This is a genomic window from Streptococcus mitis (genome assembly GCF_946190275.1).
In the GTDB taxonomy this organism is placed as follows: Bacteria; Bacillota; Bacilli; order Lactobacillales; family Streptococcaceae; genus Streptococcus; species Streptococcus mitis_DC.
In genome coordinates, this window is sequence record NZ_CAMHZQ010000027.1 from 1 (window position 1) to 14,277 (window position 14,277).

At 38.7% G+C, this 14,277-nt stretch carries 14 protein-coding genes and 1 pseudogene; 14 read left to right on the top strand and 1 reads right to left on the bottom strand.

Translation table 11 applies throughout. The features are described from left to right. Positions 1-197: 197 nt before the first annotated feature. From yajC to gap, 9 genes are all read left to right on the top strand, one after another. The gene (yajC, locus tag N8M20_RS09760) at positions 198-497 is read left to right on the top strand and encodes a preprotein translocase subunit YajC (RefSeq protein WP_000445810.1); all 300 of its coding nucleotides are present in this window, start codon (positions 198-200) and stop codon (positions 495-497) included. Between the two features lie 46 nt (positions 498-543). Beyond that, a complete protein-coding gene (locus tag N8M20_RS09765; protein WP_261080457.1) occupies positions 544-987 on the top strand; it encodes a low molecular weight protein-tyrosine-phosphatase in 444 nt (147 codons plus the stop codon). Then, on the top strand, positions 974-1,384 hold the full coding sequence (locus N8M20_RS09770) for an MORN repeat-containing protein (RefSeq protein ID WP_261080458.1): 411 nt from the start codon (positions 974-976) through the stop codon (positions 1,382-1,384). Before N8M20_RS09765 ends, N8M20_RS09770 begins: the two co-directional genes overlap by 14 nt. A 300-nt stretch (positions 1,385-1,684) precedes the next feature. Next, positions 1,685-4,336, top strand: a complete 2,652-nt coding sequence (adhE, locus tag N8M20_RS09775) for a bifunctional acetaldehyde-CoA/alcohol dehydrogenase (protein WP_261080459.1) — start codon at positions 1,685-1,687, stop codon at positions 4,334-4,336. A 122-nt stretch (positions 4,337-4,458) separates the two neighbouring features. Then, positions 4,459-5,379 carry a helix-turn-helix domain-containing protein gene (locus N8M20_RS09780; RefSeq protein WP_261080460.1) on the top strand — a complete coding sequence of 307 codons (921 nt, stop codon included), beginning with the start codon at positions 4,459-4,461 and terminating at the stop codon, positions 5,377-5,379. A gap of 132 nt (positions 5,380-5,511) precedes the next feature. Next, positions 5,512-6,423 carry an XRE family transcriptional regulator gene (locus tag N8M20_RS09785; protein WP_261080461.1) on the top strand — a complete coding sequence of 304 codons (912 nt, stop codon included), beginning with the start codon at positions 5,512-5,514 and terminating at the stop codon, positions 6,421-6,423. Between the two features lie 306 nt (positions 6,424-6,729). Continuing rightward, a complete protein-coding gene (locus N8M20_RS09790) occupies positions 6,730-7,413 on the top strand; it encodes an ABC transporter ATP-binding protein (protein ID WP_219967505.1) in 684 nt (227 codons plus the stop codon). Continuing rightward, positions 7,382-8,683, top strand: coding sequence for an ABC transporter permease (locus N8M20_RS09795; protein ID WP_261080462.1), 1,302 nt, complete (start codon positions 7,382-7,384; stop codon positions 8,681-8,683). Before N8M20_RS09790 ends, N8M20_RS09795 begins: the two co-directional genes overlap by 32 nt. Before the next feature lie 179 nt (positions 8,684-8,862). Next, positions 8,863-9,873, top strand: a complete 1,011-nt coding sequence (gene gap / locus N8M20_RS09800; RefSeq protein ID WP_020903608.1) for a type I glyceraldehyde-3-phosphate dehydrogenase — start codon at positions 8,863-8,865, stop codon at positions 9,871-9,873. 68 nt (positions 9,874-9,941) lie between these two features. Here the strand turns inward: gap and N8M20_RS09805 are convergent, their stop codons facing one another. Then, complete coding sequence (locus N8M20_RS09805) at positions 9,942-10,817, bottom strand: RluA family pseudouridine synthase (RefSeq protein WP_261080463.1); 876 nt, start codon at positions 10,815-10,817, stop codon at positions 9,942-9,944. Between the two features lie 86 nt (positions 10,818-10,903). Here N8M20_RS09805 and pbp2a point away from each other — a divergent pair, with 86 nt between their 5' ends. The 5 genes and pseudogenes from pbp2a to N8M20_RS09830 form a co-directional block, all read left to right on the top strand. Then, the gene (gene pbp2a, locus N8M20_RS09810) at positions 10,904-13,099 is read left to right on the top strand and encodes a penicillin-binding protein PBP2A (RefSeq protein WP_261080464.1); all 2,196 of its coding nucleotides are present in this window, start codon (positions 10,904-10,906) and stop codon (positions 13,097-13,099) included. Between the two features lie 52 nt (positions 13,100-13,151). Continuing rightward, entirely contained in the window at positions 13,152-13,304 is a 153-nt protein-coding gene (gene rpmG / locus N8M20_RS09815) for a 50S ribosomal protein L33 (protein WP_014017356.1), read from the top strand. Positions 13,305-13,313: 9 nt separating this feature from the next. After that, the gene (gene secE, locus N8M20_RS09820) at positions 13,314-13,490 is read left to right on the top strand and encodes a preprotein translocase subunit SecE (RefSeq protein WP_001210991.1); all 177 of its coding nucleotides are present in this window, start codon (positions 13,314-13,316) and stop codon (positions 13,488-13,490) included. A 54-nt stretch (positions 13,491-13,544) separates the two neighbouring features. Further along, a complete protein-coding gene (gene nusG / locus N8M20_RS09825; protein ID WP_000376740.1) occupies positions 13,545-14,081 on the top strand; it encodes a transcription termination/antitermination protein NusG in 537 nt (178 codons plus the stop codon). Between the two features lie 120 nt (positions 14,082-14,201). Continuing rightward, a pseudogene (locus N8M20_RS09830) lies at positions 14,202-14,277 on the top strand (sigma-70 family RNA polymerase sigma factor); the annotation flags it as partial.

Sequence of the window (14,277 nt, forward strand, 5' to 3'; positions counted from 1 at the left end):
GGGACTTTTTTTCTACACAAAAATAGGCTCCATAAGATCCATAGGGGATTTACCCACTACAAATATTATAGAGCCAAATAATCCTAAAAATCAGGGCGCAGGCTCTGATTTTTCTTACTAGAAAAGCAAGGTACAATCTTGTAAAAGTAGCTGAAATTTGATATAGTAGTCCTATGTAAAAGACAAAGGAGAATATAATGGAATCACAATATACATTTTTAATCATTCTTGTGGCTATGGTGGGATTGATGTTCTTTACGCAACGCTCTCAAAAGAAACAAGCACAAAAACGTATGGAAAGCTTAAATAAACTACAAAAAGGCTATGAAGTTATTACAATCGGTGGACTTTATGGAACAGTCGATGAAGTAGATACAGAAAAGAAAACAATTGTTCTTGATGTAGATGGAGTTTACTTGACTTTTGAACTAGCTGCTATCAAGACAGTATTACCGCTGAAAGAAACAGCTTCACTCGAAGGTGCAATTGAAAAATAAGACGGGATTACTAACTCCCGTTTTTCTATAAAAGAAAGGAAATGGGATGAAAAAACTAGTCTTTGTCTGTCTGGGAAATATTTGCCGCAGCCCTATGGCCGAGTTTGTTATGAAATCAATGACAGATCATTATGAAATCCAAAGTCGAGCGACTTCCTCTTGGGAACATGGCAATCCGATTCATAAGGGAACTCAAGGGATTTTTAAACAGTATGAGATTCCTTATGATAAAGGCAAGACATCGCTTCAGATTAGTAAGGAAGATTTTGAAGACTTTGATTATATTATCGGCATGGATGCTTCAAATGTTTCTGACTTACGTCAGATGTGTCCAGTAGACTGTCAAGATAAGATTTACTCATTTGCATCTGAAAGTGTTCCAGATCCTTGGTATACAGGTGATTTTGAGGACACTTATCAGCGTGTTCAAGAGGGGTGTCAAGCTTGGTTAGAACGTTTAGAAAAGGAGAGTGAAGGTGGAAAATCTTAAGAATTTTTACGAAAAGTATCGTGTCTATCTGACTCGTCCACGTTTAGAGCTTTTGGCAGTAGTTACCATTGTTTTCTGTGCTGTACTCGTCTTTTTTCTAAATATTCCCGGAAAAGGTGTTCTAAAGCTTGATAATGGAACGATTGTTTACGACGGCACTCTTGTCCGTGGTAAAATGAATGGCCAAGGAACCATCACCTTCCAAAATGGAGACCAATATACAGGTAGTTTCAACAATGGAGCCTTCAACGGAAAAGGTACCTTTCAATCTAAAGAAGGCTGGACCTACGAAGGTGATTTTGTAAATGGTCAGGCTGAAGGAAAAGGAAAACTAACAACAGAACAAGAAGTTGTTTATGAAGGGACTTTTAAACAAGGCGTTTTTCAACAAAAATAAAGCCTCCTTATCAAAGGAGGTATTATTAGAACATTTAAGTAAGCGCTTACCTGTAAATCCCTTTCTTTCCAAGTCTCTCTTCCAAGCAAGCTTGTGAAATAAAAAAATATTTGAAATAAATTTCACAAACTCTAAAGGAAAAACGTGACAAGTAAAGAGAATGAGAAAAATTTCACAAGGATTTAAAAATTCTTTGTGAAATGTTTATGAAACTGTTTACAAAGTTGAAATAATGCGTTATAATAAACTTGTGAAAAAATTAACAAAGGATATCGATCCTTGAAAGCTATGGAGGAAAATATGGCTGATAAAAAAACTGTGACACCAGAGGAAAAGAAACTCGCTGCTGAAAAGCATGTCGATGGATTGGTGCAAAAAGCTCTTGTTGCCCTTGAAGAAATGCGTAAGTTGGATCAAGAGCAAGTTGACTACATCGTTGCCAAAGCATCAGTAGCAGCTTTGGATGCCCACGGAGAATTGGCTTTACATGCCTTTGAAGAAACAGGACGTGGTGTATTTGAAGATAAAGCAACTAAGAACTTGTTTGCTTGTGAACACGTAGTAAACAACATGCGACACACTAAGACAGTTGGCGTTATCGAAGAAGACGATGTAACAGGTTTGACTCTTATCGCTGAACCAGTTGGTGTTGTTTGTGGTATCACTCCAACAACAAACCCAACATCAACAGCAATCTTCAAATCATTGATTTCATTGAAGACACGTAACCCAATCGTCTTTGCCTTCCATCCATCAGCACAAGAATCATCTGCTCATGCAGCTCGTATCGTCCGCGATGCAGCTATCGCAGCTGGTGCTCCTGAAAACTGCGTACAGTGGATCACTGAACCATCTATGGAAGCAACTAGTGCTCTTATGAACCACGAAGGTGTTGCGACAATCCTTGCAACAGGTGGTAACGCAATGGTGAAGGCTGCGTACTCATGTGGTAAACCAGCTCTTGGGGTAGGTGCCGGAAACGTTCCAGCTTATGTTGAAAAATCAGCAAACATCCGTCAAGCAGCACACGATATCGTTATGTCTAAATCATTTGATAATGGTATGGTCTGTGCATCTGAACAAGCGGTTATCATTGATAAAGAAATTTACGATGAATTTGTAGCAGAGTTCAAATCATATCACACTTACTTTGTAAACAAAAAAGAAAAAGCACTTCTTGAAGAATTCTGCTTCGGCGTGAAAGCAAATAGCAAAAACTGTGCTGGTGCGAAATTGAACGCTGACATCGTTGGTAAACCAGCAACTTGGATTGCAGAACAAGCAGGATTTACAGTTCCAGAAGGAACAAACATTCTTGCTGCTGAATGTAAAGAAGTTGGTGAAAACGAGCCATTGACTCGTGAAAAATTGTCACCAGTTATCGCAGTTTTGAAATCTGAAAGCCGCGAAGATGGTATTACCAAAGCTCGTCAAATGGTTGAATTTAACGGTCTTGGACACTCAGCAGCCATCCATACAGCTGACGAAGAATTGACCAAAGAATTTGGTAAAGCTGTTAAAGCTATTCGTGTTATCTGTAACTCACCTTCTACTTTCGGTGGTATCGGGGACGTTTACAATGCCTTCTTGCCATCATTGACACTTGGATGTGGTTCTTACGGACGCAACTCAGTTGGGGATAACGTTAGTGCCATTAACCTCTTGAATATCAAAAAAGTCGGAAGACGGAGAAATAACATGCAATGGATGAAACTTCCTTCAAAAACATACTTTGAACGTGATTCAATTCAATACCTTCAAAAATGTCGTGACGTTGAACGTGTCATGATCGTTACTGACCATGCCATGGTAGAGCTTGGTTTCCTTGATCGTATCATCGAACAACTTGACCTTCGTCGCAATAAGGTTGTTTACCAAATCTTCGCTGATGTAGAACCAGATCCAGATATCACAACTGTAAACCGTGGTACTGAGATTATGCGTGCCTTCAAACCAGATACAATCATCGCTCTCGGTGGTGGATCTCCAATGGATGCTGCTAAAGTAATGTGGCTCTTCTACGAACAACCAGAAGTGGACTTCCGTGACCTTGTACAAAAATTCATGGATATCCGTAAACGTGCCTTCAAATTCCCATTGCTTGGTAAGAAGACTAAATTTATCGCGATTCCAACAACATCTGGTACAGGATCTGAAGTAACACCATTTGCCGTTATCTCTGATAAAGCAAACAACCGTAAATACCCAATCGCTGACTACTCATTGACACCAACTGTGGCAATCGTAGACCCTGCCTTGGTATTGACAGTTCCTGGATTTGTTGCTGCGGACACTGGTATGGATGTATTGACCCACGCGACTGAAGCTTACGTATCACAAATGGCTAGCGACTACACTGACGGTCTTGCACTTCAAGCCATCAAGCTTGTATTTGAAAACCTTGAAAGCTCAGTTAAGAATGCAGACTTCCACTCACGTGAGAAAATGCATAACGCTTCAACAATCGCTGGTATGGCCTTTGCCAATGCCTTCCTAGGTATTTCTCACTCAATGGCCCATAAGATTGGTGCCCAATTCCACACAATCCACGGCCGTACAAATGCAATCTTGCTTCCATACGTCATCCGCTACAACGGTACACGTCCAGCTAAGACAGCAACATGGCCTAAGTACAACTACTACCGTGCAGACGAGAAATATCAAGATATCGCTCGTATGCTTGGGCTTCCAGCTTCTACTCCAGAAGAAGGTGTGGAATCTTACGCAAAAGCTGTCTACGAACTTGGTGAGCGTGTAGGTATCCAAATGAACTTCAAAGCACAAGGTGTTGACGAAAAAGAATGGAAAGAACATTCACGTGAGTTGGCCTTCCTTGCTTACGAAGACCAATGTTCACCTGCTAACCCACGCCTTCCAATGGTTGACCACATGCAAGAAATCATCGAAGATTCTTACTATGGTTACAAAGAAAGACCAGGACGTCGTAAATAATTGTTATCAGCCTAGAGGCAGGAATTTCCTGTCTCTTTTTTTGTAATTCTATTTGAAAAATGGTATAATCATCGCATATATTTATTTGAAAATCAAATCTTTTATAATCATGCGAGGGGCAAATGAACAAGATAAATGAGTTAGGGGATAAAGTGCGACTTTTAAGAGAGGAGAGAGGACTTAGTCGTCCAGTTTTTTGCGGGGATGAGTCTGAATTATCAGTCCGTCAGTTGGTGAGGATCGAAAAAGGAGAATTTCGCCCGACGATAAAAACACTAGAATACATTGCAGAACGATTAGAAATTCCGTCCTATGTCTTGATGCCAGATTATAAGGAATTACCCAAGCGTTACCAAGAATTAAAATACTTTCTTCTTCGTCATCCTGACTACGGAGACAAAGAGTTACAGGAACAGAAGGAAGAATATTTTGATGAGATTTTTGAGTGTTTTTATGATGACCTGCCCCGTGATGAGAAAGTGCTAGTGGATTGTCTTCAAGCTATAGATGCAGTGAGAGCGACCAGTAATTCCTTATACGGAAGTGGTGTGATTGAAGACGGTCTTCAAGATTTACTATCCAGAGATGTATACAAAGCCGAGGACTTGTTGAAACTGAGACTGTATTTCAACTGTCAGTTAATGGATGGTTTAAATGTGGGTGAGATAAAAGAATCTGAGCATGAAACCATTCTTTGTTTTCATGACAAACTAAGTTCTCAGGTTGATAAGATAGAGTTCGATTGTTTGGACTTACTTAGAGATTCCTTGTTAGCTTCTTTAGCTTGTATAGAAATTATGGGGCTGTTTCATTATTTTAAGAGGGCAGTCGAGACCTTAAATAAAATAGGACAAAAAACACGAGATTTCCAAAAGCAACCGATTGTCTTGATGGTGGAGTGGAAATATTATATTCATACCGATTATGATACAGCCAAACAAAAGTATGAAGAAGCAAAAATGATGGCGAGGATGTTTGGCAATGAGAAGTTACTTGTTAGTTTAGACAATGAATGGGTCGAGGATCTAGAAAGATATCGTTAAAGAGTTTATAGCAGTGACATTTCTGTTATAGGGAATGTCTCTTTTTGTACATTTTTTGATAAAATGTTATAATAAATGCATATGTTTGTTTGGTTATCAAAGGTTTTGGAATGATCCTAGAGGTAAAGAGAAGTGAATGAATTAGGAGAGAAGGTACGAATCCTTAGAGAAGAAAAAGGACTTAGTCGTCCAGTTTTTTGCGGGGATGAGTCTGAATTATCAGTCCGTCAGCTGGTGCGGATAGAAAAAGGAGAGTTTCGCCCGACGATAAAAACCCTAGAATATATTGCGGATAGATTAGAAATTCCTTCCTACGTCTTGATGCCAGATTATAAGGAATTACCGAAGCGTTACCAAGAATTAAAGTACTTTCTTTTACATCATCCTGACTATGGAGACAAGGAGTTGCAGGAACAAAAGGAAGAATATTTCGATGAGATTTTTGAATGTTTTTATGATGATTTGCCACGTGATGAGAAGATGATAGTGGATTGTCTTCAAGCAATAGATGAAGTGAGAGCGACGGATAATGAACAGTATGGAATAGCGCTTTTAGATGAATCTTTTGAGGAACTATGGAATCAAAGAGAATTTTCCTTTTCAGACCTTTTAAAAATTAGATTGTATTTTTTGTGTAGTTATTTAGAAAATATAAAAAAAGGACAGTTATCTAGTAGCGAACAGCAGAAACTTCAATTAATGTTTCAAAAAGTGTGTAATAACGTAGAAAAGAGCGGTACGGACGATTTATTTCTGGTTCGTGATGTGTTATTTGCAGGGCTAGGAAGTTGTGAATTATTGAATGACTTAGAGTTATTTAAGTTAGCTGTGGAAAAACTTAATTGGATTTCTGAAAAAACACGAGATTTCCAAAAGCAACCGATTGTCTTGATGGTGGAGTGGAAATATTATATTCATACCGATTATGATACAGCAAAACAAAAGTATGAAGAAGCAAAAATGATGGCGAGGATGTTTGGTAATGAGAAGTTAATCGTTAGTTTAGATAATGAATGGAGCGAAGACTTAGAAAGGTATTGTTAAATGCTTTATAGGAGTGACATTTCTGTCATTGGGGAAATGTCGCTTTTTTGTTAAAATGAATTTTATACTCAATGAAAATCAAAGAGCAAACTAGGAAACTAGCCGCAGGCTGTACTTGAGTACGGCAAGGCGACGTTGACGTGGTTTGAATTTGATTTTCGAAGAGTATTACTTGCTATACATCCAGAAGCAAACTCGGCAATAGAGCGAAAATTCTAAGTAGTAGGCCTATAGAGTCAATCAACTTGAAGGATTTTCTATAATTATGATGTATGACGATAACAGTTTTAAATAAGGGGGGAAAGAATGTCCATTTTATCCATTAAAAATATTTCAAAGTTTTACACTTTGGACGGTAAACATCAAGAGCAGGCTTTAAAGAATATAAATCTGCAAATCGCAAAAGGTAAAATTACAGCGATTTACGGTCCATCAGGCTGTGGCAAAACCAGTTTACTAAACATCATCAGCGGTTTAGATAGACAATATGAAGGAGATTTAGAGTTTAAAGGGGAATCCCTCCGTGACTTATCAGAGATTGAACTAACTCAATTTCGTAAAGATAAGATTGGATTTGTGTTTCAAAACTTTAACCTCATTCCACATCAGTCTGTCTTGGACAATGTCAAGCTACCTCTCTATGTCAAAGATTTATCTGACAGGGAGATGACAATGATTGCAAAGGAGCAATTAAGTAACTTGGGCATGGAGCCTTTTATTACTAAAAATGTTAAACAGCTTTCTGGCGGGCAAAAGCAACGTGTAGCAATCGCGCGTGCTTTGGTAAATCAGCCTGATATGATTGTAGCAGATGAGCCAACGGGTTCGCTGGATTCTCAATCCCAAGAAATGGTATTGGAAGTGTTTAAAAAATTAGCCCAAACAGGGAAAACAGTATTGATCGTAACCCATAATCCAGAGGTTGCCGAATATGCAGATGTGATTATCAAAATGAAGGATGGTGAAGTCGTTGAAGAAGTCAAAAAATAAAGGATTATCATTGAAAAATAAATTCAAACTTTCTTTAAATAACTTTATGGAAAGAAAATGGCGTAACCTATTGATTGCGCTAGCAACCTCAATCGGTTTTGTAGGAGTCTTAATTTCTTTCGGCTTGGGAAATGCTTTGATTTCGATGATTGATGAAAATACGAATGGAGGTCAAATTCCTTCTCAAGTTCAGATTGCTTTAAACACAAAAAATGTTGGACGAGGCTTTTTGAACCAAGACGATAAGAACTATATCACGGATACAGTTGGGAAAGAAGCTATTAAATATTTGGAGAGTCCTTTTGGGATGACCATGGCAAATATGACTATAGATGGGCAAGAAATGGATCTGAGTCAAACGATGCCTTCTTATGCTCAAGTAGTGAGTCTCTATGAGGATACAAGTATCTCTGTTAGTAGTAATGAGACGGACAAAGTGTTGGCTGGATCCCTCTATACTGATACAAATGAACAGGGTTTGACAATTACAAGCAGTTTACTAAAAAATTGGAATGAACAGACAGGAAAAAATCTGACAGCTAGTGATGTTATTGGCAAATCAGTCTCAGCAAGTATTGTAGAAAATGCTGCCGAAGCTAGCAAGACTGCTCAATTTCAAACGAAGATTGTGCGTGTGATCAATGATGAAGATGATATGGAGGACAGCAACAGTTTCATGCCGTCTCATCAAATGGAAACAATTTTGAAAGAAGCTGGATTTACAAAAGCTGTATCTTATTTTATCTTGGAACTCAAAGATCCATCACAAACAAAAGCGAAAACAGAAGAATTGCAGCAAAACAAGAAGTATACTGTTCTTTCTCAACAGAAGGTTCTTGATATTGTGATTACTTTTATTCGTGTCATTCAGGGATTATTGATTGTACTTTCATCACAAGCTATTGTGGTAGCAGCGGTCATGATTGGTATCATCATTTACATCAATATCATGCAACGTTCTAAGGAAATAGGTGTCATGAAGGCAGTTGGTTATCAAAATCATGATGTCAAAGGGATTTTTATTTACGAGGCTATCTGGATTGTAGGGATCGCCTTGCTGCTGGCATTTTTGGTTGCACAAGGGGTGGGAAGTTTGGCGAATGCGATTGTAAATCACTTTTACCCATCCATCACTAAGGTTTTTGAATTAAATCTTTTATCTGTTTTAGGAACTCTAGCTTTCGCTCTATTACTTGGTTATGTCTCAGCCTACTTCCCAGCACGTAAAATTAGTAAAATGGATCCTGTAGAATCGCTACGATATGAATAGTCAAGGGCGTTATTAGATTATCGTCCCCAAAAAAGAAACTAACATAGAAAAACAATGCCCGTACTTGCAATTCAACTCAAATAGTTATATAATAGGTTTGTTGAAAGGTGATTTGTAGTGATTCAAGTTACTCTTTTCACAATAAAAATTTCATGATTTTCATAAGGAGGAAATCACTAATGGTAGTTAAAGTTGGTATTAACGGTTTCGGACGTATCGGTCGTCTTGCTTTCCGTCGTATCCAAAACGTAGAAGGTGTTGAAGTTACTCGTATCAACGACCTTACAGATCCAGTTATGCTTGCACACTTGTTGAAATACGACACAACTCAAGGTCGTTTCGACGGTACTGTTGAAGTTAAAGAAGGTGGATTCGAAGTTAACGGTAAATTCGTTAAAGTTTCTGCTGAACGTGATCCAGAACAAATCGACTGGGCTAACGACGGTGTAGACATCGTTCTTGAAGCAACTGGTTTCTTTGCTACTAAAGCAGCTGCTGAAAAACACTTGCACGCTGGTGGTGCTAAGAAAGTTGTTATCACTGCTCCTGGTGGATCAGATGTTAAAACAGTTGTATTTAACACTAACCATGACGTTCTTGATGGTACTGAAACAGTTATCTCAGGTGCTTCATGTACTACAAACTGTTTGGCTCCAATGGCTAAAGCTCTTCATGATAACTTTGGTGTTGTAGAAGGATTGATGACTACTATCCACGGTTACACTGGTGACCAAATGCTTCTTGATGGACCACACCGTAAAGGTGACCTTCGCCGTGCTCGTGCTGCTGCAGCTAACATCGTTCCTAACTCAACTGGTGCTGCTAAAGCAATCGGTTTGGTTATCCCTGAATTGAACGGTAAATTGGACGGAGCTGCTCAACGTGTTCCTGTTCCAACAGGTTCTGTAACTGAATTGGTAGCAGTTCTTGAAAAGAACGTTACTGTTGACGAAGTGAACGCAGCTATGAAAGCAGCTTCAAACGAATCATACGGTTACACAGAAGATCCAATCGTATCTTCAGATATCGTAGGTATGTCTTACGGTTCATTGTTTGACGCAACTCAAACTAAAGTTCTTGACGTTGACGGTAAACAATTGGTTAAAGTTGTATCATGGTATGACAACGAAATGTCATACACTGCACAACTTGTTCGTACTCTTGAATACTTCGCAAAAATCGCTAAATAATTCATGAGTCGATAAAAAAGCAAGGCCTCTGGTCTTGCTTTTTAAATATTTAAAAATGGATGGCGCTATCATCCATTCTTTTTTAATTCTCTTTCGAAAGTATCTGAAAGTGCATTGAAGCTTAATTTCTCTAAAGTAAGCGGGTGGGTAAAGGAAAGTCGGAAGGCATGAAGCATAAGCCTACTTGTCTTTGATTTACTATTATAGAGAGGGTCGCCCAAAATAGGGAAGTTATGATGCGAAAGGTGCACACGGATTTGATGTGTTCGCCCTGTCTTTAGATTGCAACGAACCAAGGAAGTTTTGTTTGAGAATTGCTTTAATCTGCTTACATGCGTTTCAGCATATTGCCCATTTTTTGTATCAACTATTCGTTTTCTGCGGTCATGGCGATCACGTCCGATTTTGTCCCTGAAAACAAGCTCTTTGCTGCTGATATTTCCATCAACTAGTGCCCAGTATTCCCTAGAAATCTCTTTTTTCTCCAGTAAGCGATTGAGAATAGGCAGGATAAAAGGATTTTTGGCAAAGAGAACCAAGCCACTGGTTTCCATGTCTAGACGATGAACGACATAGCAGGTTTGGCCAACATAGGCACTGACATGGTTCAGAAGGGCGATTTCGTTTGGCTGATTACCATGCGTTTTCATCCCCTCTGGTTTGTTTACAATAATCAAGTGTTGGTCTTGATAAACCTCCTGAATGAGGTTTGGGTTGCCCAAAGGAATTTCTTTTTCGGGATAATCTTCCTCGTCAAAAGTCAATTGGCAAACATCTCCAGGATTTACCATCTCGTTCCAATGAACTTCTCGCTGATTAATCAAAATGTGTTTCTTGATTCTCAAAAAATGACGGATTTTTCTAGGGATGAGGAGTTGTTTCTCAAGTAATTGCTTTACCGTCATTTGAGGTAGAGAGGCGGGTAATGTAAATGTGAATTTCATACAGATATTGTAACAAAAAAAGCCCTATTTGGATAGGAAATAGCTAAATTCTTGTCTTCCTATGATGAAGATGATAAAATAAACGCATGAAATTAGATAAATTGTTTGAGAAATTTCTTTCTCTTTTTAAAAAAGAAACAAGTGAACTAGAGGACTCTGATTCTACTAGCTTACGTCGCTCTCGTAGTGATCGAAAAAAATTAGCCCAAGTAGGTCCAATTCGAAAATTCTGGCGTCGTTATCATCTAACAAAGATTGTCCTTATACTAGGTTTGAGTGCAGGCTTGCTAGTTGGAACCTATTTGTTTGCTGTAGCTAAGTCAACCAATGTTAACGATTTGCAAAATGCCTTGAAAACTCGGACTATCATTTTTGACCGTGAAGAAAAGGAGGCTGGTGCCTTGTCTGGTCAAAAAGGAACTTATGTTGAATTGACTGATATCAGTAAAAATTTGCAGAATGCCGTTATTGCGACAGAAGACCGCTCTTTTTATAAAAATGACGGGATTAACTATGGTCGTTTCTTCTTGGCGATTGTCACTGCTGGTCGTTCAGGTGGTGGCTCTACTATTACCCAACAGCTGGCTAAAAATGCCTACCTGTCGCAGGATCAAACTGTTGAGAGAAAAGCGAAAGAATTTTTCTTGGCTTTAGAATTGACTAAAAAATATAGCAAGGATCAGATCCTAACCATGTACCTTAACAATGCCTATTTTGGAAATGGTGTGTGGGGTGTAGAAGATGCGAGTAAGAAATACTTTGGAGTTTCTGCATCAGAAGTGAGTCTGGATCAAGCTGCGACTCTGGCAGGGATGCTCAAAGGGCCGGAACTGTATAATCCTTTGAACTCCGTACAAGATTCTACCAATCGTCGCGACACTGTCTTACAAAATATGGTTGCAGCGGGTTACATTGATAAAAACCAAGAAACCGAAGCTGCAGAAGTTGATATCACGTCTCAATTACAAGATAAGTATGAAGGAAAAATCTCAGATTACCGTTACCCCTCTTATTTTGACGCTGTGGTTAATGAAGCTGTTTCCAAGTATAATCTAACAGAGGAAGAAATCGTAAATAATGGCTACCGCATTTACACAGAACTGGACCAAAACTACCAAGCAAATATGCAGGTTGTCTATGAAAATACATCGCTATTTCCGAGAGCAGAGGATGGAACATTTGCACAATCAGGAAGTGTCGCTCTCGAACCGAAAACAGGAGGAGTTCGTGGAGTTGTCGGTCAGGTTGTTGACAATGATAAAACTGGATTCCGGAATTTCAACTATGCAACTCAATCAAAACGTAGCCCTGGCTCCACAATTAAGCCTTTAGTTGTTTATACTCCAGCAGTTGAGGCAGGTTGGGCTTTGAACAAGCAGTTGGATAACCATACCATGCAGTATGACAGCTATAAGGTAGATAACTATGCAGGAATCAAAAAGAGTCGTGAAGTTCCCATGTATCAAGCCTTGGCAGAATCGCTTAATCTACCTGCTGTTGCCACCGTTAATGATTTGGGTGTTGATAAAGCTTTTGAGTCAGGAGAAAAATTTGGACTCAACATGGAAAAAGTCGACCGTGTTCTTGGTGTCGCCTTGGGAAGCGGTGTTGAAACCAATCCTCTGCAAATGGCTCAAGCATATGCTGCCTTTGCCAATGAAGGTTTAATGCCTGAAGCTCATTTTATTAGTCGAATTGAAAATGCTAGTGGGCAGGTTATTGCAAGCCATAAAAATTCACAAAAACGGGTGATTGATAAGTCTGTAGCTGATAAGATGACCAGTATGATGTTAGGGACATTCACAAACGGAACGGGTATTAGTTCATCGCCTGCAGACTATGTCATGGCAGGGAAAACTGGGACAACTGAAGCTGTTTTTAATCCTGAATACACAAGTGATCAGTGGGTAATTGGTTATACTCCAGATGTAGTGATTAGCCACTGGCTTGGTTTTCCGACCACTGATGAAAATCATTATCTAGCGGGTTCTACATCAAACGGTGCAGCCCATGTCTTTAGAAATATTGCAAATACCATTTTACCTTATACGCCAGGAAGTACCTTTACAGTTGAAAATGCTTATAAGCAAAATGGAATTGCACCAGCTAACACAAAAAGACAAGTACAAACCAATGATAATAGCCAGACAGATGATAATTTGTCTGATATTCGAGGACGTGCGCAAAGTCTAGTAGATGAGGCTAGTCGGGCTATCTCGGATGCTAAGATTAAGGAAAAAGCTCAAACGATATGGGATTCAGTAGTCAATCTATTTCGCTAAGATGCTTGTCAAAGCCTTGCTTTCTTGTTATAATAGATAAGATGGAGGCGTTATGGCACTAAAAAAAGCAAGCCTAGCTTGTGCGGTTTGTGGTTCGAGAAACTATTCAATCAAGATTAGTGGAACCCCCAAGCCTACACGACTAGAAGTAAATAAATTTTGTAAGCATTGTGGCAAGTATACTACACACAGAGAAACGAGATAGGAGAGAGCGATGCGTTTTATTGGAGATATTTTTAGACTTCTTAAAGACACAACATGGCCAACTCGCAAGGAAAGCTGGAGAGATTTTCGTTCTATTATGGAATACACGGCTTTCTTTGTAGTAATTATTTACATTTTTGACCAGTTGATTGTTTCAGGTTTGATTCGATTTATTAACATTTTTTAGAAGGTTAGTGGAGTTAATTACACTAGAAATCTTCTATTTATGAAAGGAAATATCATGGATAGTTTTGATAAAGGGTGGTTTGTTTTACAAACTTATTCTGGTTATGAAAATAAGGTAAAAGAAAATCTATTACAACGTGCACAAACCTACAATATGTTGGATAATATTCTACGCGTTGAAATTCCAACACAAACAGTGCAAGTTGAAAAAAATGGAAAGAGAAAAGAAGTAGAAGAAAATCGCTTTCCAGGTTATGTTCTTGTAGAAATGGTCATGACAGATGAAGCTTGGTTTGTTGTTCGAAACACACCAAACGTTACAGGATTCGTTGGATCTCACGGAAATAGATCAAAACCAACTCCATTATTGGAACAAGAAATCCGTGATATCTTGGTTTCTATGGGACAAACCGTACAAGAGTTTGATATCGATGTTGAAGTTGGTCAAACTGTACGTATTATTGATGGTGCTTTTGCAGACTACACTGGTAAGATTACAGAAATTGATAATAACAAAGTGAAAATGATTATCTCTATGTTTGGTAATGACACAGTTGCAGAAGTAAACCTAAACCAAATTGCAGAATTATAACTCAAAGAGAGGCTTGTCCTCTCTTTTTTGTGCAGTTGAGGCGGTGAAGGGGACAGAATGGATGAAATGTGCCAAAAGTGTTTCTGAATCTGTTAGACTGTACACAGAAAGGGGAACACTATGCTTAAAGAATTGTATGAAGAAGTGCAGGGAATTGTATATAAGTGTAGAAATGAATATTACCTTCATTTGTGGG